This window comes from Bacillus sp. ISL-78, assembly GCF_018613455.1.
In the GTDB taxonomy this organism is placed as follows: Bacteria; Bacillota; Bacilli; order Bacillales; family DSM-1321; genus Peribacillus; species Peribacillus frigoritolerans.
This window is the reverse complement of sequence record NZ_JAGGQC010000027.1, coordinates 279,237-306,124: the sequence shown is the minus strand read 5'-3', so window position 1 is coordinate 306,124 and position 26,888 is coordinate 279,237. Positions and strand designations below refer to the sequence as shown.

The window sequence follows — 26,888 nt, the reverse complement described above, 5'->3', positions numbered from 1 at the left end:
CAAGTTCAGTTCTATTAATATCGTCCCGGAAAGTCGAGAAGGTCCCTAACAAGTACGGATTTTTGAAAAATTAGGCCATGATAAAACAATATACGTTCCTTAACCATTTAGGTTCGGGACTAAGGAATTAAATTACTTTCTCTTGGACAGTAATTCCATGATTGTATAGTAGAGCTACATCAGTAAAAAGGCAGAAAATTCGCGACCGATTGATGTAACGGGGTTGGATTGTTGAAGATAGGCAATTATGTCCGTGTGAATAACTTGAACAAGAATAGACAAAAATAAGGAGTATTAAGAAGGAAGGAACAAACAAATAGGTGAAAAATAATGCCTGGTAGTTTCAAAATTTCATCACATCAATTGATGATTTTAATCCTTTTGTATTCGGTAGGAACGGTTATTTTACATACTCCTTCTCCTTTAGCTGGTTTTGCAAAGCAAGATGCGTGGCTTGCTGCATTATTTGGAACAGGAATCGCATTAATTTTTGTATGGTTTTACATCAGGGTTGGAAATTTATATCCTGATCTCGCTTTAGATCAAATAAATGAAAAGGTTTTCGGTAAGTTAGTCGGAAAGATGATCAATCTCACTTTTTTCTTTTGGTCTTTTTCAACTGCTGCAGAGACCACTTATTATGTGGGGAATTTCATTAAAACTTTTTGGATGCCGGATACTCCTCTTGTAGCATTAAATATATTGTTAGCTGCCGTGGTGATCTTTACAGTTCACCTTGGTATTGAAACTTTTACACGTACTCTGGAAATATTCTTCATACCCGTATTACTATTACTGACTATTTTTTTGGTTTCCATCATTCCTCAAGCAAACATTCATAACATTCAGCCAGTATTTGAAGGAGGAGCCAACCCCTTAATACGGGCGATACTTTTTTATGTCAGCGTGTTCACGCTGTCCCCTGTTATGTTTTTAATGATTTTCCCTTCAAAAGTCAATGAAAGAAAAAAAGGGGAAAAGGCTTTTTATATTGGCACTTTGATTGGAGGAATCATATTAATTCTGGTTATCATGATGAATATCTTGGTTCTTGGACCCGATAACACCGCAAGAAATATCGCTCCAAGCTATACGATGGCAAAAAAAATAAATGTAGGGAATTTCCTAATGCGGATCGAAGCAGTAATTGCCACTATTTGGATTTTTACAACCTATACGAGGACGGTTATGTATTTTTATGTTTCTGTTGTCGTATTTTCAAACATATTCAATATAAAAGATTATCGGCCATTTACTACAGCATTAGGGATGATAATGGTTTGTTATTCATTGATTGTTTTTCCGACGGTCTCTTCATCCGGGGAATACAATAAACATATATGGTTATTCCATGTAGCGGCTTTTGGTCTGGTATTGCCTTTATTATTATTTATAACAGCTAAATTTAGAAACATCATTAAAAAGCCCCCTGGTAGACAACAATGATCATACTAAAGTAAGATGGAGAATTTAAAAAAGAACAACATAAAAATACCCTAAAAATTCAATTTTGCCGTTCAATCTGCTCGATTGGATGATCGTAATGAATATTTACGAATGAGGTGAGTATATTGAAACATAAAATAATCATTATTTTTAGTTTGGTATTTATAGCATTCATGACTGGTTTACTCATCTTTTACCTCAAAAAAGATGATTCTTCTCGATGGATGGTGGCTCTAGGGGGAATATTGGTAAGTGCCTTGCCCATTTCATTACTGTTTGTAAAAAACAACCCCTTTAACATTCCAATCATAATCGGCTATTATGTTTTTGTTTTCTGTACTTCATTTTTAGGGTCCATCGCAAATTTTTATGTTGATTTTAAATGGTGGGACTCTGGACTTCATTTCTACAAAGGCATCTTCGTGGGTTTTGTGGGGATTGCCCTTTATAAACTATACATCCCTCAAAAAGCGGGAAAAGATGTTTCTAGGTGGGTCATTTTCCTTTTTGTTCTTTCACTTTCAGTCACTGCCACTGTTCTTTGGGAAATATATGAATTTGTGGGAGATCTCACTTTTACTCATACCATGCAACGAGGCGGTAATAAAGATACCATGTACGATATGATTTTCGGACTTACTGGCGGCTTGCTCATTTCCATTTATTCTAGTGTACAAAAATTAAAATTATAATGATTTGTTGAGGTAATCATATGAATCGTAAGCTAGTTATTTCATTAAGTTTAGTGTATGTACTTTTCATGGGGGCTTTATCTATTTATTACTATACAGCCGATGAAACTTTCAAATCACTGGTTTCGATAGGCGGTGTGGTATGTGGGGCACTTCCCCTTTCACTGGCCCTATTTACCAAGCTTCAATTCAATTTGCCAATTATCATTTCCTATTTGATCTTCTTATTCGGTTCACAATTTTTAGGATCTATTTTAGGTTGGTATGGACTGGGTTGGTGGGACACATTTTTGCATTTGTTAAGCGGTTCCCTTCTTGCTTTTACGGGAATTGCTTTATATGAACGATTGGTATACAGAAATGCGGGCAAAGAGATTTCCCCTTGGTTCGTCATTTTGTTTACCCTTTCTTTCTCGGCACTTGGTGGTGTCATATGGGAGATCTACGAATTTAGTTCTGATCAATTATTCGGAATGACACTACAAGGCGGGGGAAATAAAGATACAATGATCGATTTAATCGCGGATACGATTGGAGGACTTATCATTGCAGTGTGGGCTGGAGTGCGGACAAAGGTAAAGTTAAAAAAAATATAAAAAAACATTCCAGTTGATTTCAGGTACCTGCTCCCTTTCCGCCGACTGTCTGCCAAGCCTCCTCGACGCAAACGCCTCCGGGGTCTCGGAAAGCGAGTGCCCCACGTTCCAATCAACGTCCAAATTTGTACCAGCAAAAAAAATGTAGCCAAACTCGATGAAAATCGAGTCTGGCTACATTCTGAAACGACCATCTTAACAAGGGTCATTTTTATGTTCATTTAAATATGATGGAAATTATTTTTTCCGTCGTCATCGTACTATCCACCACATATGTTCCAGGTCGTAACCCGTTGGCCTTGCCTTTCTTTTCAACCGCGTCGGAAAACTCATTGGCATTTTTGATGACTTTCGCTTTTTGCAGGGTTTTACCCACATCGATGCTTGTCGAGCCTTTGGACACAGTAAGAACTGTACGGTATATGATTTTTTCCGTTGGTTCTTTTACCGTTTCTTTTTCCGCCTCCGCCTTATCTTTAACCGACTGTGCTTCAGCAATCTGATCTTCCCATTCTTTTTCGGAATGTATGACATACCCTTCTGAAGCCAGAGACTCTTTCATTTCATCTTCTGATAGTTTCTCAGACGTGCCGGTCGCTTCACCTGGACCAAAGAAGTTCACTGCACCGCATAAGCCTGCGGCAACAACAAGGCCTCCGGCAAAGCTGCGCATTGATTTAGATGTCATTGGCCACATTTCTCCTTTCATTCGTCGTTTTCATGTAAGGAGTAAGCATCCGTACTATTTCTTCTTCCGGCTGTTTTGTCTTAAGTGCGATGCTTTCAAATGAATAGCCCCGCTTATGTAGGTCGAGTACTTCACGCAACATGTTTCGCTTTTCGGAAGACATTCCCAAAATGCCTGCCTCTTGCACCGTAATTTCAGCATCTATCTCGATGTTCCTGATTTTTTCCTGTAATACATTCATTTCATCCCCAAAAGTGCTGGCAATCTGTTCCAATTGACTGTCCACTTTTACAGAATCCTTTTTAATAAACGATAAAATGAACAGTAATACTGCTGCAGCGAACAAAATGATCAGAGCCCATTCCATCATTCTATGTCCCTCCTTAATCTTTGAATCTAATATCTCGCTTTCTAATTATATATTGATTTGTTCCAAAACTCGATTTAAAAGTACTAAATACCACAATAGTCACGTATTTATGACAAAAAAAGGCGTGGGAAGGTCATCCATAACTATTAATAATGAAAAAACTAAAAATAAATCTTCCATTTCAGGACCATTTTACCATAACCCATTCAGCATTCATACCATTATTGGTATATTAAGGTGAATGATCTTTATTTCGCCTCCTCATACTGCGACAATTTTTTTCAACACATATAACAGGGCATTCCATTGATCATCCACATATATCACTGCGTTTACTTTTCCCTCAAAAAGGTCCAAGGGTATATTAAATGACAAACATGTTTCCAAACGATAAGATATATATAGGTTCCTTTTCCTATTTCATTAATAGGTACGATTTTTTCAGTGCCATTTATTGGTGCAAGATAATAAGGAGGAAGCAATGAAGATCAAAATAAGCAATATACCGGGTTTCATGCAAGACGAAATCGAACAACTTCAATTAAAGTTGTCCCCCTTGTTGAAGAAAAATATGAAATACGGTTTTTTTTCAACGGTGATGATAGGCTTTTCCATCATTAATCTTTTTTTTCTTTTATTTAAGAACGACTCTTTGCCCATCTCGAAAATCGCACTTGGAATCTATGCATTGGTGGGAGCTGTAGGATTTGCCTTATTAAAAGAAAACAAACACAACCAAAGAGAAATAGTTAAAATGAGTCAAAAATATATGTTGGATAGAATCAATAAAAGCAACTATTTAACAGATGCCAGAAAAAACAATTACTTTAAACGGGTAAATGAGTATCCGCTTACCGCCATGAATGTTTTTTTTGACTTTCTTGCTGAAGAACAACAAAGGAAGAACAATTCCTCCCACCCCGAATAAATAAAAAGAAGTTTGCAAATTCCATAACAAATAAGGGAAAAAGGCAACACAAAAAAAACAACTCAACCAGTATGCACCGGTAAACTGCCGAATCATACTGGTTGGTTGCTTAGGTTTTTTGATTTGCAAATTCTCCATGAACGCCATTTTTAAGTGCATTCCAATTTCGAGCTCAGTGGTTAGTCCTGGAGCTTGTTTTCAATGAGTTCATGAAAATAGACTGCAGCATGTTCTGTTGGAGAAAAGATTCCATTTGTAAATGCCTCGGTACTTAATCCTTTTTGCAGTTTTTCCACTAGATCAAAATCTTCCTGCCGTACTTGATCAACAAATTTAAAATATTCTTCTTTTTCTATGGTTGTTTTTTCATCTAAGGAATAATCCCGATAAATACCTAACGACGTCACAGCATCAACCGGAATTACTTGAATGGTATTCACGTTTCCATCTCCTGGATAAACGTTAATCATCATATTTGGCCAAACCCAATAAAAACGCGCTTGGTCCCCTTCGCCATTTTTGCTTGCTGTCATATATTGATAGGTGAATTTGTCATGTGTCGTTGTGCAAAAGTTTGCTAAATCAAAGGATTTAGCAAAGCCAGGATGAGCAATGGAACAATGATCACATTCCAGGTAATTGTCAACAACGGCCTTCCAATTAGCTTTTACTACACGGCGGGTTTCCCTAACTAGTTTCAGAGAATCAAAGAATGGATACTCTTTCATTTCCTCTAAAAATTCCCGATATGCTTCTGCCATAGAGGGTGCATTTTTGTCAAGATTGACAAAAATCATGGCATTCTGAACTTCTAAGCGAATGGATTTCATACAGCTGTGTACCCCCAGTTCATTCGTTTTAAAATTAGGGGCTCTATTTACACTTCCGTCTAATTTGAACGTCCATCCATGGTATCCGCATTGCAAAATTTTCTTATTTCCTTTATCGGCGTTTTCTACTTTCATTCCGCGATGAGGGCAAATATTGTAGAAAGCACGCAGTTCACCATCGGTCCCGTGAGAAACGATAATAGGCTCTCCGGCGATATCCAATGTCATGAAATCGCCTACCTTTTCCACTTGGCTTGCATGCCCCGCCAAAATCCAACTCTTTCTGAAGATCTTTTTACTTTCTTCATTGAATACCTCTGGATCGACATACCGTGAATAAGGCAGTGTAGGGCTGAACTGTACATTTTCTTTCGTGGACATATTGAAATCCCCTCCTGTTTTTGATCTAAGTTAAAAGTTTAAAAACGCTTTAGTTTAATTTTAGTTATATCCGATCCATATAGACTGTCTTGACTTCTGTATAGAATTCAACGGCACTTTTCCCTTGTTCACGGCTGCCCGCACTTGAATTTTTACATCCGCCAAATGGCATTTGCGGTTCGGTTCCTGCAGTTTCCGAATTGACATGAACAAGGCCCACTTCAACATCTTCAATAAACCGTTGAGCCGAAGTTAAATTATTCGTACAAATGGCTGCGCTCAATCCATACTCTGTATCATTCGCCATCTTAACTGCTTCCTCATAATTTCCGGCCTTAAAAAGGGCAATGACTGGTCCAAAGATTTCTTCACGCGCAATGCGGGCATGTTGAGGAACATTTTCAAAGATTGCCGGCTTGACGTAAAAACCATTTGCCAATTCCGCTTCTGCCGGGATCTCTCCTCCGCACAAAAGTGTAGCTTCTGATTTCCCAACATCGATCATTTCAAGCACTCCATCGCGTTGTGATTTAGATACAGCCGGACCTATATATGTTTCTTCGTTGAGCGGGTTGCCCATTTTTAATTCTTTCGTACGAGCCACCAGAAGATCCCGGAATCCTTCATAAATTCCTTCCTCCACAATCACACGGCTAGTGGCTGTGCACTTTTGCCCTGTGGATTTAAAAGCTCCGCCAATGGCTATTTCCACTGCTTTTTCAAGATCAGCATCTGCAAGGACGACGAGCGGGTTTTTACCTCCCATTTCCACTTGCACTTTCTTACCATGTTCAATGGCTAGTTTTTGAATTTGCTGACCTACTTGATTCGAGCCTGTAAAAGATATAGCCTTCACATCAGGATGTTCCACTAATGCAGCGCCAATGACGGAACCCCTTCCGAATACACAATTGATGACACCGGGCGGAAGACCCGCTTCATCAAATGCTTTTAGCACATGATGGACAGACTTAGGTGTAAGATCAGCCGGTTTAATCACGACTGTATTCCCGTAAATCAGGGCCGGCGCCAATTTCCATACAGGGATGGCGATAGGAAAGTTCCACGGTGTAATCAAACCCACCGGACCGAGCGGGGTACGGGTAGTATATAAAAATGTATTGGCATTGGCTGAAGGAATTACTTCCCCGAGTGGCTGCCGAGCTTCAGCAGCATAATATTCAAGTATGCTGGCAGCCCGATTGGCTTCCCCCATCCCTTCCAAGAATGTTTTCCCTTCTTCCTGTATCAAATCTTGACCTACTTCCGGCATATTCCTTTTCAAAATATCAGCTGCTTTTTGCAAATATGAAGCCCGTTGCTGAAACGACAAATTTTTCCAGTCAGGATATGAATTTTTTGCGGCTGCCACTGCATCATGTAAATCAGCCGCAGCACTTGATGGAAATTCCCCTAAATTTTCACCATCATGGGGACTAAGATTTTCTCTATACTCCATTCAATAGTGATTATTATATGCAAGTTATAAGAAAACGGTCGTTTAAGATTCATGTAGAAGTTTGCAGTTAAAAGCAAACCTATAAATTAGAGAAGTAGAATAATAGAATACGGAGGAAATAGTATGCGTTACTTAAATTATATTAATGGAAAATGGAAAGAACCCACTACAGGAAGGCTGGCACCTCGACGTTCCTTCGCGCATATCTGAAGTAGTAAAATATATAGCAAGCAACAACGAAACCCAATCCCCAATACAACGAAGTTCGCTGTGTCGGATCATAAGCGGTGAACACGAAAATACCTAGACACATAATGATGCAGAGAATCGGGGCAAACGGGAAGAAAGGCACTCTAAACTTCAGATTTTCAACCTTTCCGCCTGCTCTGATATACTGCTTCCGGAATCTGTACTGTGCGAAAGCAATCGCCATCCAAGTAAGCACCCCTCCAACCCCGCTTATGGAAAGCATCACAACGAATAACGTTTCTTCCGCTACTACACTAGTAAGCAGCGACAGTAAGGCAAAGACCATGGTGACTAGTAAGGCGTTCATAGGTACACCGCGCCGATTGAGCTTTCCAAATGCAGAATGCGCCATACCGTTTTGAGAAAGGGAGAAAAGGATCCTGGTACAAGCAAACAGACCCGTGTTTCCTACAGAGAGGACCGCCGTCAAAATTACGAAATTCATAATGTCAGCTGCATAAGGAATGCCTACCATTTCAAACACGGTAACAAATGGGCTTTCCAGTACACCGACTTCTTGCCAAGGAACGATGGCCGATAGAACAAAGATTGCCAGTACATAGAAAAGCAGTACACGTATTACAATGTTTCGAATCGCTCTCGGAATGCTTTGTTGCGGGTTTTCCGTCTCACCTGCTGCAACACCCATGATTTCCGATCCCTGGAAAGCGTATACGACTGTCATCATAGATATGAACACACCCGTGAATCCTGTAGGAAATAGTCCATCACCTATAAAATTGGAAAAGAACGGAGCAGGTTGTGCATCCTCCATATGAATCAATCCAAACATCGCTGCTGCACCGATAATTATGAAAAGAATGACGGCAAGCACTTTAATACCGGAGAACCAATACTCTGTCTCTGCAAAACTTCGCGTAGTCAATGCATTTATAGTGAATAAAAGTACTGTAAATATCACACACCATATCCATACTGGTATATCGGGAAACCATCTGGTCATGAGCAAACCGGCCGCTACAAATTCCAATCCTACGTAAAGTGCCCAGCTCAGCCAGTAAACCCAGCCAATGACAAAACCAGTGGCGGGTCCAATAAATTTCGTTGCATGGACCTGAAAGGAACCAGACACCGGCATCACTACCGATAATTCACCGAGACAAATCATCGCCAAGTACATTAATAAACCACCGACCAAATAGGCGACAATCGCTCCTGAGGGACCAGCTTCACCGATTGCATATCCTGATCCCAGGAAAAGACCTGTTCCAATTACCCCACCTAAGGAGAGCATGAATAAATGTCTACTCTTCATTGAACGCTGTAATTCTTTTGGCTGATTTTCATCTTCTGTTTGCATGAATTCCCCCCCTTTTCTGATCGATAAACTGCCTAAGCACCTTTATGGTTAACATTAGTTAACGAGAGTTCCCCGATAACGCTTCGGATGGCTCTTCATATTCCGGCAAGTCGCTGATTGTCGGTTTAAATATTTCATAAGCTACTTCTCTTTGATATTTATTTTCGTATTTAGCTTTTTTAAACAAATGATACGTATTTTTCCTGCATAGTCTTTCAATATCATCAACGACAGCTTGTGGATTTGGTTTAACTAGTCCGAAAATCACCGCATCATAAAACCTTATCGCCCCCAGGTTGGCAACGAAATCATTGACAACATCAATACCTCTTTGTTTTATGATCTCGTCTCCCTCAGGAGAAAGGGGAATGTTTGCCGCCTCCACAATCAAACTCGCTTTTACGCTTTTAGCATTAGATATGTGGATGACATCCTCCAGTGCGGACGGAATTAAAATGTCGCAATCAATGTCGAGCCATTCCGTGTTTGGCCTTACATCATAACTCGGTTCAAAAAAGGCCTTATCCATTTCTCCGTACATATTTTTATGATCAATAAGCTTTTGGACATTCAATCCTTCTTCACATGTAACCAAAAGGGCTGCATCGGAAATTCCCACAACTTTATAACCTAACTGGGTCATTTTCAATGCACAGCTTGCGCCTACACAGCCGAACCCTTGAATGACGACTCTCGCTCCGGCTTTTCCGCCTTTAAATTTCCATGCCTCATCTGCGGAAAATGCCACACCATAGCCTGTTACGACATCGTTTAAAAACAACCCGTCGATTTTTGTCGTCAACAGTTCATCGAAATCTTTTATCCCTTGCAGAACATTCGGATTCTGCTTCATTGATTTCGTTAGGGGGATATCAATGCCAAATTCATTAAATATTTTGAGTACATCTTCATATTTGGTACCTAAATCACTGCCTAACGATACCCCTATATCTATATAAGGCATCATCGCAATCAGAAATCTTCTTAACACTGCATATGCGTCTGGCGCTTTATAATCATAGGCAATGCCCGCTTTACAACCGCCAGTCGTCTCAGACTCACAGGCTACATACTTATAAGCCATCGCCTCGGCCAGCCTTTCGACCTCTTCTCTTGTAACCGTTGGGTGCATTCTTGTACCGCCGCCTGTGTATCCTTTTACAAAGTTATGGACGACCAGCCAGCCTTTAGCATCTGTTTCCGTATCATTCCATTCAACAACTATATATGGTTTTAACAACTATGATACCTCCCTTGCATGCCTTTTTTTTATTGGGTCCCGCCAACTTCCAATGTTAATTGTTAGACACTAGCTTTTCGTGTACTTCCTTCTTATCCTGGCCTACAGTTAGAATCTTTGGATTTACTGCAACTTCTATTACAGCCGGCAGCCCTGATGCAATCGCCCGTTGCAGCGCTGGCGCAAAATCAATATTTTTTTCAACCTTTTCACCATGCGCCCCAAATAAGCGGGCCAATCCGGCAAAATCAGGATTAGATAAGTCAGTTCCAACGGCCCGGTTTGGAAAATGCTTTTCTTGATGTGCTCGAATTGTTCCGTAAATATTGTTGTTCACAACAATTGATATGGTCGGAATTTTATACCTTACAGCGGTTTCAATCTCTTGGAGAGTCATCATGAAGCCGCCATCTCCTGAAATAGAAACAACCTGTTTGTGAGGCTGCGCCAGTTTTGCCCCAATAGCAGCAGGCAGTCCATATCCCATTGCACCCGACGTTGGCCCCACGTATGTGTTTTCTTGTTCAAAACGATAATATCTTGATAGCCATCCAAAAAAGTTGCCTGCATCATTTGTAATGATGGTATCCTTCGGCAGACAGACAGCCAGATCATGCATCAATCCGTCCATATCCACGAAATCTTCTGTGTAATCGAACTTCGGTTCAGAAAATTCAATATATTTATCGTGCAATTCTTTAAGATGATCTTCGCCTGAAATAAAAGATCCTGATTCTGGCGCTTGCAGTGCTTGTTCCAAAAAGCTCCTGGCATCCGCTTCTATGGCAAGCGAAGGAGCATACACTTTACCAAAAATATCGGGACAAATATCCACATGAATCAGCTTTGAATTTTTAGAAAGCAAGGTGTAATCTTGTGTTCCTACTTGAGAGAATCGTGTCCCTAATGCCAAAACTACATCTGCCTCCCGGATTGCATCAAGTAAATATTGGGGTGTCCCAAATCCAAGCCATCCTGCATAGCAAGGATGTGAGTTCGGAAACGCGTCAAAACGACGGAAAGCTGTAACGACAGGAAGTTTCATTGCCTCCACAAACTGTACAAGCAACCTATTGGCCTTAGAATGAATCACACCTCCGCCAGCAATCAATACGGGGCGCTCCGCGTTTCGTATCATATCCCTCGCCTGCTTCACATCTTCCATATGTGGTTGAGGAGGAAGCGAACGATATGAAGTGAATATGTTCAACTCTGCCTCGTCTTCCAACATGTCATGCGGCAAAGCCACTAATACAGGGCCCGGACGCCCGGATCTCGCAATATGGAAAGCACGTTGCAATAATTCCGGGATTCTTTCCACACGATCGATCTCTACCGTCCATTTACATAAATGACTGAAAAAACCCGTCAAATTCACTTCCTGGAATGCTTCCTTTTCTTTAAAAGGGCGTTCGACTTGGCCAATAAGCGCAACCAAAGGGGTTGAATCCTGAGCAGCAGTATGAATGCCGATAGCTAAGTTTGTAGCACCCACTGCACGCGTTGCCATACAGACTCCCACCTCTCCTGAAGCCTTGGCATACCCTTCCGCCATAAAAGAGGCACCTCCTTCATGCCTTGCGGAAATAAGTTCTATTTCAGGATGTTGGTATAGTGCATCCATTACACTAAGATAACTTTCACCTGGTACACAAAAAGCTTTTTTTACCCCTTCTTTAGCCATTACTTCTACGACTGCTCTTCCTCCACTGACTTTCATAATCAAGCCTCCCGCTTTCAAAAACGTGTTTTTATTCTATTAATCTATGATTATATGAATATTGGACTGATTCCCACTGTCATTTAACAAGCTTTTCCATTCCTGTAGCCTGTTTATTATCTTCTTTCATCCCAATTGAAGTTTTTCTTGTAACGGCACTCACTCCTAAAGTCACTGCGATGTTGATGAATAATACAGCTAACCCTACATCAAGATCTTGTATGGCTTGCGGCAGAGATGGAAATAATGTAGCAAGTGTCGTACCTGATGTGGTCAAGTACACAACAATTAGAATTCCAACGATCATTCCGGCAAATGCCCCTTGAACCGTGACAGGATTCTTTTTCCACAGACTGAAAAACAATGCTGGAAACAACTGTGCCATGAAGCTATATGCCATAAGATACAACGTAAAAATCGACTCCCCGCCATTGAACGTAAAATATAGAGTCACTATAGAAATGACAGGTACTAACATCCTGCTCAATCTTTGTAGCTGGTCATCCGATGTATTTGGCTTCCATACCTTATATACATTTTTTGAAAGTATCGTGGCCGTGGCCGTCAACACGAGTGAACTGGGAATAAGGGCGGCCATTGCCCCTGATGCTCCAATAACCCCGACAAACCAGGGATCAAATGACATCTTCGCCATTTTAAATAAAGCTAAATCTGCTTCTGCTCCTTGTAAATTCGGAACTTGGAGAATCGCAGAAAAACCAATAAATAACGAAAAAATGATGATTACTTGATAAATTGGCATAACCCCAGCATTCCAACGAAGTGATTTCGGACTTTTTGCAGAGAACACTCCCGCCAACATATGAGGAAACATATAGAATGCCAGTGCTGTCATGATCGTAGCTGATATAAACCAAGAGATACTCAAACCTTGTTCCGGGAAAATCAAAAATCCTTGTTTTGCTGTATCGATTGATTCAAACATCGGCTGTATACCACCGTAATAATGAATTGGAAAATAAATCCCCATAAAGACGACAACAGTCAGAATCATGATATCTTTAATGACCGCGGTCCACGCCACTCCATGCATCCCTGAAGCCGTTACATAAATCGTGATTGCAATTACCCCAACAACTATAGCCACATTCGGAGAAATGGACTCATAGGAGGCTTCCGATACGATTATTCCTAATCCTTTCAACTGCATGATCAGATATGGAATAATAGAAATGACGCTAATTACCGCCACAAGAACACCTAGAGCCGGACTGTTGTATTTTTTGTCATAAAAATCAGATTGAGAAATGACATTATTTTTTTGGGCATATCTCCAAATAGGCGGCAACAGCCAATAGGCGATTACAAAATAGAAGCAATTGAAAGCGTATAAGGCAGGAGGCATACCAGATCGATAAGCTCCTCCGCTTGCCCCCAAAAACGTATATGTCGTAAACATTTCACCTGCTATCAAGAAGAAGAGCAATAAGCTGCCGAAACCTCTTCCGCCAATAGCCCATTGTTCCAAACTCATATTTTTACCTTTTCGAGCTTGAAGCCCTAACGATATACACAAAACCAGAAAGAAAAGGATAACGAGCAGGGCTTCATTCATCAGTCTTCTTCCTCCTCGGTTGCAGGATCAAGTTTATTAGCGATTATCAAAAACACTGATGTAAGACAAACCCATAAAATAGCCCAAAAAAGAACGAATGGCATCCCTAAAACATAAGGTTCAATTCGATTGATAACCAAAAGCGAACCAAGTGCCGGTATTGCACTTATCACATAGACTATTTTCTTCATTTGTTCACCATCCTTATCAACAAATGCCAAACTTGAACCACCCAACCTGGTTTTCTGAAAAAACAGATAATCTTTCTGTATGATTACATGGACAGCCTTTTAATTAAGGGCTCATTTACTGCCCAATTCGGTTTCACGCCAGAAAGAACTTGTTCCACTTGCATGGCTGCATGTACAGCCATGCGTATCGAACCTTCCTTCGTCAATGCCGCATTATGAGGACTGACAATCACATTATCCAATTTAAAAAGGGGGTTCCATTTATCAGGAGGCTCAACTTCAAATACGTCTATTCCGGCACCGGCAATCTCGCCAGCTTGCAAAGCATTTACTAAATCAGCTTCCTTCACCACACCTCCCCTGGAAGCGTTTACAAAAAAGGAGGAAGTTTTCATCCAGGAAAACTCACGGCTCCCTATTATTCCTTTTGTTGTTTTCGTTAACGGCAGATGCAGACTAATAACATCAGCGTTCCTGAATACCCATTCTAAATCTGTTGCTATCTCCAGCTCAGAATTCGGTCTGGCTGTAACATAAGGGTCGTAGCCAATCACTTTCATATCGAAGCCTTCGGAAGCCTTTTTTGCCAGTATTCTGCCGATTCTCCCCAGTCCGATAATCCCCAAAGTCTTGCCTTCCAAGTCCATGCCAAAAAGTTGATTACGGATAGCAAAATTGCCGCTGCGCAGCTCTTTATCAGCCAAGCTTAAGTTTTTCGACAATGCTAAAATTAATGCCATTACATGTTCAGCTACAGAATTCGCATTAGCCTCTGGGGTATTTGTTACATATATGCCACGCTCTGTAGCGGCTTCGATATCGATATTGTCCAAGCCCACTCCATACTTAGCTATTACTTTGAGGTTTTCAGCTGCTGTAATAACTTCTCTATTTATTACAGCCGTCGATCTCGTCAGTACTGCATCACAGCCTTTGATTTCTTCAATAAGAATTTTTTGCGACAGATCAGACCCTACTTTAATCTTAAAGCCTTTTTCTACTAAAAAACGTTTCCCCTCTTCCTCAATATCTTGAGGAATATACACTAAATGACTCACATTGCCACCACCCTTTCATGTTAACCTTGAAGGAAAAATCTTTCCTACACCATTGTATATATACAATTATTGTGCCAACATAAAAAAGATCCGTTTATTCAAGAAAGAAGCCAATTCGATCTCAAACCAAGACATAAATAAAGTTAACAAATTGTTTCAAAATGAATTAATTTGTTTCATTACGCTTCAATTTGTTTCAATATTCAAATTTTTCATCTTTCTCCATAAAGTCGTCCGACTCATCCCTAACTCAAAAGCAGCTTTTCCTTTGTTAAAATTCACCTTTATTAACGTTTGAACAATTCTTTCACGCTCGGATAAATGTATCCCAGGTAATATATCCATCTCTTCGTTTTGTTCCGAAAGCAGTATCTTCTTATTACTTTTATTCGGAAAATACATTTCGATATCGTACACATCAATTATCTTGTTCTTATAAAGAGCGCATAATCGCTCACAAAAATTTTGCAATTGGCGAATATTCCCTTCCCAATTCCCTTCACTCAGCCTTTTCATGGCAGTTTCCGAAATTTTGATTTGTTTTTGCTCCGAATGACCTTTCCGAATAAAGGCATTCACCAATAACGGAATATCTTCTCTGCGTTCCCGAAGCGGAGGCAATACAAGGTCCAGCACACTCAGGCGATAATATAGATCCTCCCGAAAGTCATTATTCTTTACCATTTGCATGAGGTCTTTGTTCGTTGCCGACACTATTCTCACATCAACCGGGATTACTTTATCATCACCTATGCGCATGATTTCACGCTCCTGCAGGACACGCAGCAGCCGGCTTTGCATTTTTGGGGAGATTTCTCCTATTTCATCTAAAAAAATCGTTCCTCTATGGGCCAGTTCAAAAAATCCTTGCTTTCCGCCTTTCATGGCTCCCGTGAAAGCTCCTTCTGCATATCCGAAAAGCTCACTTTCCAATAGATTTTCGGGAAGGGCTGCGCAATTAATGGCAACAAACGGGTTGTTTTTCCGGTTGCTATGATTATGTATGCTTTGGGCGAATATTTCCTTGCCCGTCCCAGTTTCTCCAATTATAAGAATGTTTGAATCCACTTCACTATAACGTTGAGCCGTTTCAATCGTCCTCTTGATTTCCGAACTCCGGTACAATATATCATCAAATGTGTACTTCGCTACATGTCCGCGTGAATGAAGCTTTCTAAAGAACTTCCCTTCCATCTCCTGAATGCGTGTAACATCTTGAAAGGCGACCATATCCCCCACTTTTTTACCCTTTAAAAATATCCCGACTTTTTTTACCGATAATTGAATGGATTGGTAAGCAACGGTATCTTTTTCGTATTCATCGTCGCTTAAAAGCATATTACGAAATTTTCCGGGCTTTATTATATCGTATACTGAATTTCCAATTACGCTTCCCTTGGAAATGGCTAATATCTCCTGAGCGGCCGTATTGAATACGGATATTTGTCCTTTTAAATCTATTGCAATAACCCCTTCATAGGCATAATTAAGAATCGTTTGGTAACGCTTGGTCTTCTCCTGTTCCCTTCTGCTGACAAGAGCTACCCTTTTCGCCTCAATCAACGCCTGCCGAAATGATTCCTTTCCAGTATCAACCAGAATGGCTCCCAATCCTATCTCTTCAGCATATTTACAGGTACTTAACCCACTTAATACAACCTCACAGCCATCTCTGGCGGCTAAATCCACTAAACTGACTGAGGACTCGATATCATTTAATATATAGGACTGAATTGGCAAATCAACGATATCCGAAAGGTTTTCCACGCCATAAATCATATTCAAAGCTCCTATGACGGCCACTTTTTTACTTCCGAAACGTGCCTTGCAATCATGCAGGGAACGAATGAGGTCAATGCCCTGCACAGGTATATCAACGATAGGAATGGATTCATTGCATTCTTTTAATAGTTTCGTGATTAATCCCCTTGAGATGATTACATCGGCATCAAGCTTCAACTTCCCAATCTTATCGGCATCCTCAACTACCTCCTCTAAAACAAACTTCACTGAACCGTTACCATTGTTTTCCGATTCCTCTAACTTGTTGAACTCCTCAAATCTTTCAAAAGCATCCGTAATATACCCTCTGCGGGGAACAACGAGTTTTATTTTTATCAAAATACCCACCTCCAGCGTAAAATCAATTTGGCTTATTAGATGCAAGCTCTGGCAACCTGTTATTCTAGCCCAAGTCAATAAGGACGAGATATAATAAAGGTAGCTAATAAGCAATTTAAAGCCGCGATGAGAAAAGTAATGGCCATAAGTACGCTTGAAATTTTTTCTGCATTTTATTAAGATTTTTCATTTTGAAAAATAAAAAACCCTGTTATCCTGGGTTTTTAAGGATTCCGATTGATATTAATTATTACAAAAAGAATGGACATTCAAATCATCTCATTTAAACTTACTTTTCATTACCAGAAAACGATTTTCAACATCAACAACCGCATAATGATCCTTATGGCGAAATTCATCATGCCTCTTTAATTTCTTAAAGCGGCTTCCATCTACGTTATTTCCCATAATTCCCCTTCCTTTCACGCTAACAGGACTATATTCCTTTTATTCTTCATACAAATGTAGAATTCCTCTTGATTTATTGTTACGGACAATAAAATTAGTCTACAAACATTTTAACCCCGTTCAAGAAATCCTGAACGGGGTTTTTCAATAAATAATGGTTTTGAGTTTTTGTGGGCATTGAGCTCAGTTGTCAAACTTCGTAAATCTGTTCATTCGAGGGGCTTTACTTACGAACTTAAAAGGGATCGGCGATGACAAGGATTTTCCCTGCCTTAATATCCTCTACGTATTGATCGACTTCGGCTTCCTCCAGCCCAATGTCCAATAATGGCTTTCTCAATCCGCCTGCTCCCGATGCTGCCCCGGCTGCAGCTCCCCCAAAAGTGGCGAAAATCGGTCCTGCTGCCAATATCGGACCTATTCCTGGTACGGCCAATGCACTCATTCCAATAAGCAGTCCTGTCAATCCGACCGCTCCGCCGGCAGCTGCCCCAGCTACTAATCCATCAGTCTTTGCCGGGCTGACTTCCTCGGCTTCATTTGGTAATTTATCAATATTTTTTGCCAATACTGATATTTGATCGGATGTATATCCTTGTTCCTTTAAATTTCCGACTGCTGAAATCGCTTCATTTTCATTTTCATATATTGCTATAAACCTCTTGTCCATGGTATCTGCTCCTTTAAAAGTAATGTATTATACAATACCCTTAATTGAGTTTTAATAACCTTCCATGAATGAAATGAATTCTATTCCCGGATTTGCCCCTGGCCATAAATGAAGTACTTGCTTGATGTTAATGCAGGTAAACCCATTGGTCCGCGCGCATGCAGCTTTTGTGTGGAAATGCCGATTTCTGCGCCATAACCGAATTCAAAGCCGTCGGTGAAACGGGTGGAAGCATTGTGATAAACGGCTGCGGCATCCACTTTATTCAAAAATGCAGAAGCATTTTGTTCATCCCTCGTTAGGATTGCTTCAGAATGCTTGGAACCGTATCGGTTTATGTGATCAATGGCATCGGATACACCTTTTACGGTTTTCACGCTGATTTTTAAAGCAAGGTACTCAGTTGACCAATCTTCCTCCGTAGCCGTTTTTGCTCTCGGAAAGACGCTGCAAACCGCTTCATCTCCAAATACTTCAATACCCTTTTCGTCCAGGAGTTCCAAAATACGCACTCCATTTTCTTTAAACCATTCTTCATGGATTAGAAGCCCCTCGATAGCATTGCATACGGAAGGGCGCTGAGTTTTACCGTTTAAGACAATTTTCTCGGCCATCGTGATATCTGCGGTCTGATCGATGAAGATATGGCAATTGCCTGCACCTGTTTCAAGGACGGGAACAGTGGACTCCTTAATGACCGTTTCAATTAAATTCTTTCCGCCTCGTGGAATCAAAACATCTAAATACTCATTAAGATGAAAAATTTCCTTAGCGGTTTCACGACTTGTATCCTCGATCAACTGAACAGCTTCTACTGGGATTTCCGTATTCTCTAATGCTTTATGAATGGAAGAGACTAGTGCCATATTGGAGTATTTGGCTGACGAGCTGCCTCTTAAGATGACAGCATTCCCCGTTTTCAAGGATAATGTAGCTGCATCGATGGTCACATTCGGCCTTGCTTCATAAATCATCCCGATTACCCCGATCGGCACCCGTAACTTTTTAATCAGCAAACCATTTTCTTTTTCGATCGTCTCCAATTGTTCCCCAATTGGATCATTTAATTCGATTAGAAGCTCAATGGCCGCTGCCATGTCATCAATACGGTTACCATTCAACATAATTCGATCTAATATAGACTCACTGAAGCCTTTTTTCCTGCCTTCTTCCAGATCCTTTTGATTTTCCTTTATCAAAAAGTCTTTATCGATAATAAGTTGCTTAGCAATTTTTCCAAGTGCCTCATTTTTCTTTTCCGTACTTAATCCGATTAACTGATAACTGGCTTTTTTGGCTGCCTTTCCTTTCGCTGTCACTTCACTCATTTCCCAAATTCCCCCTTTTCTTTCATGAAATTGATTTTTTTATGCTTTCACCCATTTATCACGATGAATTACTTCTATGGAAGTGATCACAAGCTCGGATGTCCTCTTTCCCATGGCCTGTTTTAATTCTTCGTCGGAATAAAGGACCTCCCCCCTCCCTAATAATCCATTTACACCAAAGACTTCGACAACATCGCCCTTGTTGAAGGCTCCTTTAATTTCATAAATCCCAGCTGGCAGCAGACTGCTGCCATTTGAAACTAGAGCCCTTTCGGCACCTTCATCAACGAAAATTTTTCCGGAAACTTGTGAATGAAGGGATATCCATTGTTTGTTTTTCGTTACCATCGTCATGTCTTCATTCCCTATATATGTGCCATCACCATTGCCTTCAAGGATAGTTAGAAGTTTATCACTCCCCAAACCAGATCCGATGAATACTTTCACCCCTAGTGACAATGCTGTTTGCGCTGCAATCAGCTTCGATTTCATGCCCCCGGTTCCGACATTAGATCCTGCGCCTTCTGCCATTTGCAATAAATCCGCCGTTACCTCGGATAATTCATCAAATCGTTTCGCCCCTGGATTTGTCTGTGGATTGGAATCATAGAGCCCATTAATGTCCGTTAATATGATCAAGTTCGTGGCGTGGACTAACCCGCTTACCAGAGCGGATAGCATATCATTATCACCAAAAGTCAACTCCTCGACCGATACTGTATCATTTTCATTTATAATCGGAAGGATGCCGCGTTCAAGCAATTCCATCAATGTCGCATATGCATTTTTATATCTATCTTTTTTCGAGAAATCTTTCCTAGTTAATAAAATCTGCGCCGGAACGATTCCAAAGTTCCCTAATTGTTCCATATATGATTGAATCAATAGGCTTTGCCCCACCGCTGCAGCAGCTTGTTTCCCTTTGAGCGTGACAGGTCGCGTAGGGTAGCCGAGCTTGCGAAAACCTGTCGCTACAGCACCAGATGAAACAAGGACAACTTCATGCCCCGCTTTCCTTAACGCTGCCACTGCCTGGATATGATCGGAAAATTTGTTTTGGTCGATTTCACCTTTTGTGTTGGTCAAAGAACTACTTCCTATCTTTACAACGATGCGTTTCTTTTCCATCGATAACTTCCTCCAATAAATATCTAAGACATGAAAAAAAGCCCTTTTCATCCTCGAAATAAGGACGAAAAGGGCTGCTCTCCGTGGTACCACCTTCATTGAATGCAAGTTCATGCATCCCACTTTGCCTGATAACGCCAGGATTTGCGCCTATGTTTTGCATAGGACTCAAGAAGCAGGTTCTGCGCATTCCTGTCGCGGGTCTTCCAGCAATTGACGCCGCTCTCTGTCACAGTGATTCTCGCATACTAATCTTCTCTCAACGTTCATTGTTTTAATATAGTATGCAAAATTATCTGCTTGATGTCAATAACATTCCTGCGATGAATGAACCTTATAAGGCAATTGCCGGGCCGAAGAACTCATAGTGAATTTTATCCGTATCTATCCCCAATTCCTTCAGGTAAGTGATGATCGCCTTCATGAAAGGAACAGGGCCACACACATAATAATCAGCCTCGGGTTTAACAAAACTGCTCAATAATTCCTTATCAATATATCCTTCCTTTTCAAAATTCGGCAGGTTCTTATCATCCTCACTCGGACTTTTAAAAACAAAGGATAATTGATAGTTGATAAGCTTGTGGCCTAGTTCTGTCAGTTCCATTCTGAACGGCTGTAGATTGCCATTTTCGGTTGCATGTATGAATTGTACATCACGATCAGGTGTTTGTTCAGCTACCGCATTTACCATGCTCATGAAAGGCGTTATGCCAACGCCTCCGCTCAAGAATACTGCCGGTGTTCGTTTATCCAAGTCGATGGTGAAATCACCTGCAGGAGCCGTTACGTCAATACTGTCACCCATCTGAATGGATTCATGCAAGTAGTTTGAGACCATTCCATCAGGAGAGGTTCCCGGTTTTTCCTTTTTAACGGAAATACGGAAGTAATCTTTTCCCGGAACATCAGATAAACTATACTGACGGTTGAATAAATAGCGTTCACCCGGTATCTCGATCCGAACGGTAATATATTGTCCTGGAAGAAATGCCGGAACCACATCTCCATCTGATGGCTTTAGATAAAAGGATGTGATTACGTCACTTTCCCGTACTTTTTCCACCACTGTGAATTGTTTGAAATCAGACCATCCTCCGACCTGATTGGAAGCTTCGTCATAGATTTCCTTTTCGATGCTAATGAAAACATCCGCAATGACTCCATACGCCTCTCCCCAAGCTTGAAGGATTTCTTCTGTAGCCGAATCTTGTAACACTTCCTTGATTGCGCCTAATAGGTGTTCTCCAACAATTGGATAATGTTCGGGTTTGACTGCAAGACTTCTATGCTTTTGTGCTATTTGCTTCACGGCAGGTATTATCGTTTCAAGTTGATCTATATATTTAGCTGCTGCCAAAACCGTGTTGGAAAGTGCAGTTTGCTGGCGCCCCTTTTTTTGATTGGCATGATTAAAAACATTTAATAATTCAGGATGTGCTTCGAAAAGATTTTTATAGAATACAGTTGTGATAGTTGTACCATGCACTTCTAATACAGGTACGGTTGATTTGATAATATCGATAGTTTTCTGGGATAGCATAGGTAAACCCCTTCTCATAAACAAGTATTTTAAATACATGTTTATATTAGAACTTAAATGCATTAAAAGCAATATTTTTTATACATCTTTTCAGATAATAAGTTTTCATGTTTATAAAATGTTCACATTTATGATATAGTCAAATGGGGATAGAATGTGAGGCGATAAACATGAGGTTGACGAGTTATTCCGATTACTCACTTAGAGTTTTGATTTACCTGGCTACCCACGACCAAAGCAAATTATCTAATATCAAAGAGATTTCTGAAGTATATCAACTGTCTAAAAATCATTTGATGAAAATTGTTCATAATCTAGGTAAATTAGGCTATATCGAGACGATACGTGGAAGAAATGGCGGTTTCCGGCTTGCAAAATCCCCTGCTGAAATAAATGTAGGGGAACTAGTGCGGAGAACCGAAGAAGATTTTTATCTAGTGGAATGTTTTAAAGATCACGATAACTGTGTGATTTCTCCCGTTTGTTCATTGAAATTTGTCCTTAACAATGCCTTGGATGCTTTTCTTCAAGTCCTTGATCAATATACGATTGCAGACTTCAGCGAAAATAAAGTAATGCTCAAAACCTATTTTGATTCGGTAAAGCAGAATGACGAAGAGCCCGATTTTTTATAATCGGGCTTTTTTCCATTAACCGATGATTCGTTCGATTTGCCATTCTTTTTCCATCCGCAAATCTATGATCTCTGTACCGGTTTTCAATAAAGCTTTAAGGGGATCGTATGGATCGATCATGATAATCGTCCCGAACCGTCCATTGGTAAGCATGACTTCTTTTCCTACCAACGTGGACATTAATCGGCTTACAAGCTCCATTAGGATCTCAGGATTGAATTTACTGAACATATCCCTGTTCATTTGCTCGATCACCTTATAAAACGGCATGGCCTGATGATATACACGATTTGATGACATCGCGTGGAATACATCGGCTATAGCGACGATTTTCGCATGTAGATGGATATCCTTTCCACCCAGCCCTAGAGGATAGCCTTGCCCATCTTCCCGTTCATGGTGCTGGAGGGCTGTTAATGCAATCGATGGTGGGATTCCAGGGATATTTTTAAGTAATTCATACCCATAAATGGCATGGCGTTTCATCTCTTCATACTCTGCCTCATTCAGTTTACCCGTTTTTTCCAATATACTATCCGGAATCTTGGTTTTACCCACGTCATGCAGCATGGCTGCCAATGTCAGGGCTGAAAGGTTTTCTTTAGATATTCCAAGCTTCATCCCTAGATAAGTGGCGATGATCCCGACACCGATATTATGCCGATACGTGTATTCGTTATCTGCATGCAGCTCATCGAAAAGGGAATAAATATCAGGATTCATAGCAGCTTCTGCAATGACAGGTGCAACTTTTGCTTTAATCAATACAATCTTTTCAAGCTGTATTTTTCCTTCTTTACGTATATCTTGAAAGATGTTTTTCAATTGAAGAGAAGCTTCGTTGATTCTATCCTGAATATTTACGTTAGGTTGTGCATGATTTACTCTTAAAGCAAATGCATCTTTTTTCAATTCTTCCCTTATTAAATCAATTTGGGGTATGGTAAGAGGCTGTTTCACAAGCTTCCCTCTTCTATTTTTCATCGCTCTCACACTTTTCTCTATTTTTTACCTATAATACCATATCCTTCATTGCCTTGTGTCTTAATGAAAGCAATTTTTGGGCACTTAAGTTCGGTCACTAAGTTCATTGCCCAGCTGTTTTAATTTTTCACCAACCGTGCATTCTGAAATACAGAACTGATGGGCATACGTACGCCCCTTCTCTTTTCGAAAATGCTTTCTTAAAAAACAATCTTGGCAAAATGAAGCGAGAACATCTTCCACTTCTTCATATATTTTTTTCCTGTTCATCGTTGTTATGGCTCCTTTGACCCAGCAATTTCTATTTTACTGAAAATGTCTTTTCCTTGTAGTGCAAGTGTGGCCAGGCGATCGGCTTCCTGGTTTTCCTTTCGGGAAATCGGCTTGCAGACGGGAATGATCTTTAATTTATCCAGTTTCGCTTCAATGCGGTCCAGCCATTTATTTAAGTTTTCTTCCATACAGGGCCATTCACCGGAAAGTTGATTTAAGACGACGAGAGAATCCCCTTTAAAGACACAGCTTTGATGGTGGATTCCAAGTTCGTCCATCTGCCTGACCGCTTCATGAAAAGCCGCATATTCAGCTTCATTATTGGATTCGAATTGCTCCAATTTCACATTGCTCCGTAACCGCCAGAACTTCTTTCCTTGTCGATAATAAATGGCAACACCAATTCCTGCCACCTTTTCATCTTTTTGAAAACCTCCATCAAAGAAAACCGTCACATCCTGCGGTTCTTCCTCAATTTCCGTCAGGAGTTTCTTTAACTCCTTCTTGGTCCATGTTGTATCGAATTCATCCTTGAATTCCACTTCTTTCAGCCTTCCTGCCTTTTCAAGATCTTCTGTAATGACCAGTGCAGTCCCGGCATCAAGCCAATCCGAAACGAAATCGGCAGATGGTTTTTTTGAAGCTTGATATGTCCATTGCATAATTACCTTCAAAGATTTCCAGCTCCTTATCCATTCACGATTCATGCAGAACAGCTTACAATTTTCATACCTTTTTTTCGTCATACCCTTTATAATATATTGTAAGCATTTTAAACACTCTTTTTAATTATAGTTCCCATATGAGCCTGAAATTCTCATGTTCAATCTTAATTTTAAAAGGAACGTTTTTATATCGAACATTTTAACAGTTAAACTCGAGGAGGAGCACATCTTGATCGAAGTGTATATTGATGGTGCCAGTGCGGGCAATCCAGGGCCTAGCGGTGCAGGTGTTTTCATAAATAATAACGGTGTGGTCGAGAGGCATTCCTTTCCGCTTGGGAATATGGAAAACCATGAAGCGGAGTACCATGCCTTAATCAAAGCATTGGAAATTTGTGTGGCCAATAAGTATCAAGTCGTTTCTTTTCGTACGGACTCCCAAGCCATCAACCAAGCCATTGAAAAAAGATTTGCAAAGAATAAATATGCACTTTTGCTGGAACGGGCATTAAAGCTTTCCGACAAGCTTGATTTATTTTTCATGAAATGGATTCCAAATATCGAAAATAAGTCCGCAGATGAGTTGGCGAGACGGGCCATTCGATTGAATAAGGCTGAGGAAATTCATGAACAAGACAGCTGATTTTTCATTATTATTCGTTGTATTCATCTGGGGCGTCACTTTTGTCATGGTCCAAAATGCGCTATCTTTTCTTGACCCCTTCACCTTTAATGCCGTCCGTTTTTTCATGGCGTTCGTATTCTTGCTCATCCCTTATTTATTGACTCTACACAAAAAGGGAAAAAACGGGAGCAAGGGCCTTTTTAAAGCTGGGTTTCATATTGGTGTATGGCTTTTTCTCGGTTATGGGCTTCAAACGATCGGATTGAATTATACAACGCCTGCAAAGACTGGCTTTATAACAGGATTAAGTGTTGTCATGGTACCTGTTTTTTCCCTGCTGCTTTTAAAGCATAGGCTTTCCCGCAATACCATAATAGGTGTCGCAGCCGCAACCATCGGACTTTATTTAATGACTTTCGCTGACCGCTCCAATTTGAATATCGGTGATTTACTTGTATTTTTATGTGCAATCAGTTTTGCCATGCAAATCATTACTACCGCTAAATATGCCAAGACACTTCCCGCTTTACCGCTGACGTTGATTCAGGTTTCCACCGTATCTTTATTATCATTTGTTTCAGCTTTCATTTTCAAAGAGAATCATTCCGTCATCTTCAGCTCAGAGGTCATGTTTCAAAAGGATGTATGGACTGCTTTGTTGGTTACGGCAGCCCTTGCCACGGCCTTCGCCTTTTTCGCACAAACCTTCTTCCAAGCCTATACGACACCTACAAGAGTGGCGCTGATCTTTTCAATGGAACCGGTTTTTGCAGCGTTATCCTCATACATATTGATAGGGGAACAATTGACTTCCGCTTCCATCATCGGCTGCGCATTCATATTCTTGGGAATGATTTTTGCAGAACTGCCTGTTAAGAAAAAGAAATCGGTGACACAGGAGTTTTCTTGAAAAGCCCAATAAAATAAATCGGACTTCCAGTTACGAAGTCCGATTTATTTAAGTAGCCCCTGTTCTTTTGCAAACGATACCGCTGCACTACGCGTTTCAATGCCATTTTGTTTTAAGTTTTCCAAAAAGGAGATATAAAAGCTGCCATCAAAATTCTTTTGTACCTTCAATGTCAACTCTATTGCTGCATTGACTAAAATATCACTTGCATCCGTGTAGCGCTTACCAAAATAAATAAAACCAATCGCGTCATTACCAAAAGTGAATCCCTTACCCTCTAAAAAACTAACATACTCTTCAGTTGATTTCGCCACTTCTGCATCCACTCCATACTTCATGCCTTATTTTCATCTTACCGTATATCAAAGAATTTGACTATCCATTTTTCGACAAAAAAATCATCGTACAAAATAAAGGACCTCCCATTAGGAAGGTCCCAGACTGTACAATTTGAACGTTGATTGGAACGTAGGGCACTCGCTTTCCGTGGGCGGTCCGGGAGCCTCCTCGGCGCAAATGCCTGCGGGGTCTCCCTTCGACGCACTTTTCTAAGCAGGGGTCTCGTACCTTCCGTTCCAATCAACTTTGTTTCACCTATTAGAAACTTAAGGTGATGTATCATCTCGTCAACATCAAGCTGTAAAACCTATATATGCGAAAAGCAATTAAAGATTGAACGTGTATTCGGAGATTCAAAAGAAAAGCATGATATGCATTGGACTGCTTTAAGGGGGTTCTTAAAAAATTGTCGATTCAGGCGATGCTAACTTTCGCTGGCATTAATTTAAAGAAGGTGGCCAATCGTTTAATGGCAAGTTCCAAAATGGTCTAACATAGTGGGCTAGTAGAGCCC

General features: G+C 40.5%; 27 protein-coding genes and 1 pseudogene. 8 read left to right on the top strand and 20 right to left on the bottom strand.

Annotated features, from left to right (window positions below; all coding sequences use genetic code 11):
- Window positions 1-330 precede the first annotated feature (330 nt).
- The 3 genes from J7I96_RS23795 to J7I96_RS23785 all read left to right on the top strand — a co-directional run bounded on the left by J7I96_RS23795 (window position 331) and on the right by J7I96_RS23785 (window position 2,734).
- Complete coding sequence (locus tag J7I96_RS23795) at window positions 331-1,446, top strand: GerAB/ArcD/ProY family transporter (RefSeq protein ID WP_214923468.1); 1,116 nt, start codon at window positions 331-333, stop codon at window positions 1,444-1,446.
- A gap of 125 nt (window positions 1,447-1,571) precedes the next feature.
- On the top strand, window positions 1,572-2,138 hold the full coding sequence (locus J7I96_RS23790; RefSeq protein WP_214771930.1) for a DUF2238 domain-containing protein: 567 nt from the start codon (window positions 1,572-1,574) through the stop codon (window positions 2,136-2,138).
- Window positions 2,139-2,158: 20 nt separating this feature from the next.
- The gene (locus J7I96_RS23785) at window positions 2,159-2,734 is read left to right on the top strand and encodes a DUF2238 domain-containing protein (RefSeq protein ID WP_214771931.1); all 576 of its coding nucleotides are present in this window, start codon (window positions 2,159-2,161) and stop codon (window positions 2,732-2,734) included.
- A 217-nt stretch (window positions 2,735-2,951) separates the two neighbouring features.
- On the opposite strand, the gene J7I96_RS23780 is transcribed toward J7I96_RS23785, so the two are convergent.
- Both J7I96_RS23780 and J7I96_RS23775 read right to left on the bottom strand, forming a co-directional pair.
- Window positions 2,952-3,422: an endolytic transglycosylase MltG gene (locus J7I96_RS23780; protein WP_214923464.1), complete on the bottom strand. Its 471-nt coding sequence runs from the start codon at window positions 3,420-3,422 to the stop codon at window positions 2,952-2,954.
- Entirely contained in the window at window positions 3,412-3,792 is a 381-nt protein-coding gene (locus J7I96_RS23775; protein ID WP_214771933.1) for a hypothetical protein, read from the bottom strand. Before J7I96_RS23775 ends, J7I96_RS23780 begins: the two co-directional genes overlap by 11 nt.
- A 481-nt stretch (window positions 3,793-4,273) precedes the next feature.
- Here J7I96_RS23775 and J7I96_RS23770 point away from each other — a divergent pair, with 481 nt between their 5' ends.
- The gene (locus J7I96_RS23770) at window positions 4,274-4,720 is read left to right on the top strand and encodes a DUF5392 family protein (protein WP_214771934.1); all 447 of its coding nucleotides are present in this window, start codon (window positions 4,274-4,276) and stop codon (window positions 4,718-4,720) included.
- 179 nt (window positions 4,721-4,899) lie between these two features.
- On the opposite strand, the gene J7I96_RS23765 is transcribed toward J7I96_RS23770, so the two are convergent.
- From J7I96_RS23765 to hmpA, 14 genes are all read right to left on the bottom strand, one after another.
- The gene (locus J7I96_RS23765; RefSeq protein WP_214771935.1) at window positions 4,900-5,931 is read right to left on the bottom strand and encodes an aromatic ring-hydroxylating oxygenase subunit alpha; all 1,032 of its coding nucleotides are present in this window, start codon (window positions 5,929-5,931) and stop codon (window positions 4,900-4,902) included.
- A 64-nt stretch (window positions 5,932-5,995) separates the two neighbouring features.
- Window positions 5,996-7,390 carry an aldehyde dehydrogenase family protein gene (locus J7I96_RS23760; protein WP_214923462.1) on the bottom strand — a complete coding sequence of 465 codons (1,395 nt, stop codon included), beginning with the start codon at window positions 7,388-7,390 and terminating at the stop codon, window positions 5,996-5,998.
- Between the two features lie 166 nt (window positions 7,391-7,556).
- Window positions 7,557-8,960: an amino acid permease gene (locus tag J7I96_RS23755; RefSeq protein WP_214923460.1), complete on the bottom strand. Its 1,404-nt coding sequence runs from the start codon at window positions 8,958-8,960 to the stop codon at window positions 7,557-7,559.
- Between the two features lie 58 nt (window positions 8,961-9,018).
- Window positions 9,019-10,200: a Glu/Leu/Phe/Val family dehydrogenase gene (locus J7I96_RS23750; RefSeq protein ID WP_214771937.1), complete on the bottom strand. Its 1,182-nt coding sequence runs from the start codon at window positions 10,198-10,200 to the stop codon at window positions 9,019-9,021.
- A gap of 55 nt (window positions 10,201-10,255) precedes the next feature.
- Window positions 10,256-11,920, bottom strand: coding sequence for a thiamine pyrophosphate-dependent enzyme (locus J7I96_RS23745; protein ID WP_214771938.1), 1,665 nt, complete (start codon window positions 11,918-11,920; stop codon window positions 10,256-10,258).
- A gap of 79 nt (window positions 11,921-11,999) precedes the next feature.
- A complete protein-coding gene (locus J7I96_RS23740) occupies window positions 12,000-13,496 on the bottom strand; it encodes a sodium:solute symporter family protein (RefSeq protein WP_214771939.1) in 1,497 nt (498 codons plus the stop codon).
- On the bottom strand, window positions 13,496-13,717 hold the full coding sequence (locus tag J7I96_RS23735) for a DUF3311 domain-containing protein (protein WP_396020130.1): 222 nt from the start codon (window positions 13,715-13,717) through the stop codon (window positions 13,496-13,498). Before J7I96_RS23735 ends, J7I96_RS23740 begins: the two co-directional genes overlap by 1 nt.
- Window positions 13,718-13,770: 53 nt before the next feature.
- On the bottom strand, window positions 13,771-14,745 hold the full coding sequence (locus tag J7I96_RS23730) for a hydroxyacid dehydrogenase (protein ID WP_214771940.1): 975 nt from the start codon (window positions 14,743-14,745) through the stop codon (window positions 13,771-13,773).
- 186 nt (window positions 14,746-14,931) lie between these two features.
- Window positions 14,932-16,866 (bottom strand): sigma 54-interacting transcriptional regulator, encoded by a 1,935-nt coding sequence (locus J7I96_RS23725; protein ID WP_214923458.1) that lies wholly within the window; start codon window positions 16,864-16,866, stop codon window positions 14,932-14,934.
- A gap of 279 nt (window positions 16,867-17,145) precedes the next feature.
- The gene (locus J7I96_RS28495; RefSeq protein WP_285289428.1) at window positions 17,146-17,274 is read right to left on the bottom strand and encodes a hypothetical protein; all 129 of its coding nucleotides are present in this window, start codon (window positions 17,272-17,274) and stop codon (window positions 17,146-17,148) included.
- A gap of 235 nt (window positions 17,275-17,509) precedes the next feature.
- On the bottom strand, window positions 17,510-17,944 hold the full coding sequence (locus tag J7I96_RS23720; RefSeq protein ID WP_214771944.1) for a general stress protein: 435 nt from the start codon (window positions 17,942-17,944) through the stop codon (window positions 17,510-17,512).
- Window positions 17,945-18,024: 80 nt separating this feature from the next.
- Complete coding sequence (locus J7I96_RS23715; RefSeq protein WP_214771946.1) at window positions 18,025-19,272, bottom strand: glutamate-5-semialdehyde dehydrogenase; 1,248 nt, start codon at window positions 19,270-19,272, stop codon at window positions 18,025-18,027.
- Window positions 19,273-19,311: 39 nt separating this feature from the next.
- A complete protein-coding gene (gene proB / locus J7I96_RS23710; protein ID WP_214771948.1) occupies window positions 19,312-20,400 on the bottom strand; it encodes a glutamate 5-kinase in 1,089 nt (362 codons plus the stop codon).
- Between the two features lie 334 nt (window positions 20,401-20,734).
- Window positions 20,735-21,943: an NO-inducible flavohemoprotein gene (gene hmpA, locus J7I96_RS23705; RefSeq protein ID WP_214771950.1), complete on the bottom strand. Its 1,209-nt coding sequence runs from the start codon at window positions 21,941-21,943 to the stop codon at window positions 20,735-20,737.
- 170 nt (window positions 21,944-22,113) lie between these two features.
- Here hmpA and J7I96_RS23700 point away from each other — a divergent pair, with 170 nt between their 5' ends.
- A complete protein-coding gene (locus J7I96_RS23700) occupies window positions 22,114-22,578 on the top strand; it encodes an RrF2 family transcriptional regulator (RefSeq protein ID WP_057277839.1) in 465 nt (154 codons plus the stop codon).
- Window positions 22,579-22,593: 15 nt separating this feature from the next.
- Here J7I96_RS23700 and J7I96_RS23695 read toward each other — a convergent pair whose 3' ends face one another.
- The 3 genes from J7I96_RS23695 to J7I96_RS23685 form a co-directional block, all read right to left on the bottom strand.
- Window positions 22,594-23,562 (bottom strand): HD-GYP domain-containing protein, encoded by a 969-nt coding sequence (locus J7I96_RS23695; protein WP_214771952.1) that lies wholly within the window; start codon window positions 23,560-23,562, stop codon window positions 22,594-22,596.
- A gap of 84 nt (window positions 23,563-23,646) precedes the next feature.
- Entirely contained in the window at window positions 23,647-23,832 is a 186-nt protein-coding gene (locus J7I96_RS23690; protein ID WP_034307842.1) for a zinc-finger domain-containing protein, read from the bottom strand.
- 5 nt (window positions 23,833-23,837) lie between these two features.
- Window positions 23,838-24,509 (bottom strand): ribonuclease H family protein, encoded by a 672-nt coding sequence (locus tag J7I96_RS23685; RefSeq protein ID WP_251025245.1) that lies wholly within the window; start codon window positions 24,507-24,509, stop codon window positions 23,838-23,840.
- 220 nt (window positions 24,510-24,729) lie between these two features.
- Between J7I96_RS23685 and J7I96_RS23680 the strand changes: the two genes are divergently transcribed.
- Window positions 24,730-25,143 carry a reverse transcriptase-like protein gene (locus J7I96_RS23680; protein ID WP_214771954.1) on the top strand — a complete coding sequence of 138 codons (414 nt, stop codon included), beginning with the start codon at window positions 24,730-24,732 and terminating at the stop codon, window positions 25,141-25,143.
- Window positions 25,127-26,035, top strand: coding sequence for a DMT family transporter (locus J7I96_RS23675; RefSeq protein WP_214771955.1), 909 nt, complete (start codon window positions 25,127-25,129; stop codon window positions 26,033-26,035). Before J7I96_RS23680 ends, J7I96_RS23675 begins: the two co-directional genes overlap by 17 nt.
- A gap of 44 nt (window positions 26,036-26,079) precedes the next feature.
- Here the strand turns inward: J7I96_RS23675 and J7I96_RS23670 are convergent, their stop codons facing one another.
- Window positions 26,080-26,373, bottom strand: a complete 294-nt coding sequence (locus J7I96_RS23670) for a DUF6123 family protein (RefSeq protein ID WP_048688421.1) — start codon at window positions 26,371-26,373, stop codon at window positions 26,080-26,082.
- Between the two features lie 304 nt (window positions 26,374-26,677).
- On the opposite strand from J7I96_RS23670, the pseudogene J7I96_RS28170 reads away from it, so the two are divergent.
- Window positions 26,678-26,867: pseudogene (locus tag J7I96_RS28170) on the top strand (transposase); the annotation flags it as partial.
- Between the last annotated feature and the right edge of the window lie 21 nt (window positions 26,868-26,888).

Coding starts and splice junctions, on each gene's coding strand:
- J7I96_RS23785 (WP_214771931.1), top strand. CDS start 2,159: ATGAATCGTAAGCTAGTTATTTCATTAAGTTTAGTGTATGTACTTTTC.
- J7I96_RS23690 (WP_034307842.1), bottom strand. CDS start 23,832: ATGAACAGGAAAAAAATATATGAAGAAGTGGAAGATGTTCTCGCTTCA.
- J7I96_RS23670 (WP_048688421.1), bottom strand. CDS start 26,373: ATGAAGTATGGAGTGGATGCAGAAGTGGCGAAATCAACTGAAGAGTAT.
- J7I96_RS23695 (WP_214771952.1), bottom strand. CDS start 23,562: ATGAAAAATAGAAGAGGGAAGCTTGTGAAACAGCCTCTTACCATACCC.
- J7I96_RS23755 (WP_214923460.1), bottom strand. CDS start 8,960: ATGCAAACAGAAGATGAAAATCAGCCAAAAGAATTACAGCGTTCAATG.
- proB (WP_214771948.1), bottom strand. CDS start 20,400: ATGGAAAAGAAACGCATCGTTGTAAAGATAGGAAGTAGTTCTTTGACC.
- J7I96_RS23720 (WP_214771944.1), bottom strand. CDS start 17,944: ATGGACAAGAGGTTTATAGCAATATATGAAAATGAAAATGAAGCGATT.
- J7I96_RS23740 (WP_214771939.1), bottom strand. CDS start 13,496: ATGAATGAAGCCCTGCTCGTTATCCTTTTCTTTCTGGTTTTGTGTATA.
- J7I96_RS23675 (WP_214771955.1), top strand. CDS start 25,127: ATGAACAAGACAGCTGATTTTTCATTATTATTCGTTGTATTCATCTGG.
- J7I96_RS23765 (WP_214771935.1), bottom strand. CDS start 5,931: ATGTCCACGAAAGAAAATGTACAGTTCAGCCCTACACTGCCTTATTCA.
- J7I96_RS28495 (WP_285289428.1), bottom strand. CDS start 17,274: ATGGGAAATAACGTAGATGGAAGCCGCTTTAAGAAATTAAAGAGGCAT.
- J7I96_RS23715 (WP_214771946.1), bottom strand. CDS start 19,272: ATGAGTGAAGTGACAGCGAAAGGAAAGGCAGCCAAAAAAGCCAGTTAT.
- hmpA (WP_214771950.1), bottom strand. CDS start 21,943: ATGCTATCCCAGAAAACTATCGATATTATCAAATCAACCGTACCTGTA.
- J7I96_RS23760 (WP_214923462.1), bottom strand. CDS start 7,390: ATGGAGTATAGAGAAAATCTTAGTCCCCATGATGGTGAAAATTTAGGG.
- J7I96_RS23745 (WP_214771938.1), bottom strand. CDS start 11,920: ATGAAAGTCAGTGGAGGAAGAGCAGTCGTAGAAGTAATGGCTAAAGAA.
- J7I96_RS23795 (WP_214923468.1), top strand. CDS start 331: ATGCCTGGTAGTTTCAAAATTTCATCACATCAATTGATGATTTTAATC.
- J7I96_RS23700 (WP_057277839.1), top strand. CDS start 22,114: ATGAGGTTGACGAGTTATTCCGATTACTCACTTAGAGTTTTGATTTAC.
- J7I96_RS23780 (WP_214923464.1), bottom strand. CDS start 3,422: ATGACATCTAAATCAATGCGCAGCTTTGCCGGAGGCCTTGTTGTTGCC.
- J7I96_RS23775 (WP_214771933.1), bottom strand. CDS start 3,792: ATGATGGAATGGGCTCTGATCATTTTGTTCGCTGCAGCAGTATTACTG.
- J7I96_RS23770 (WP_214771934.1), top strand. CDS start 4,274: ATGAAGATCAAAATAAGCAATATACCGGGTTTCATGCAAGACGAAATC.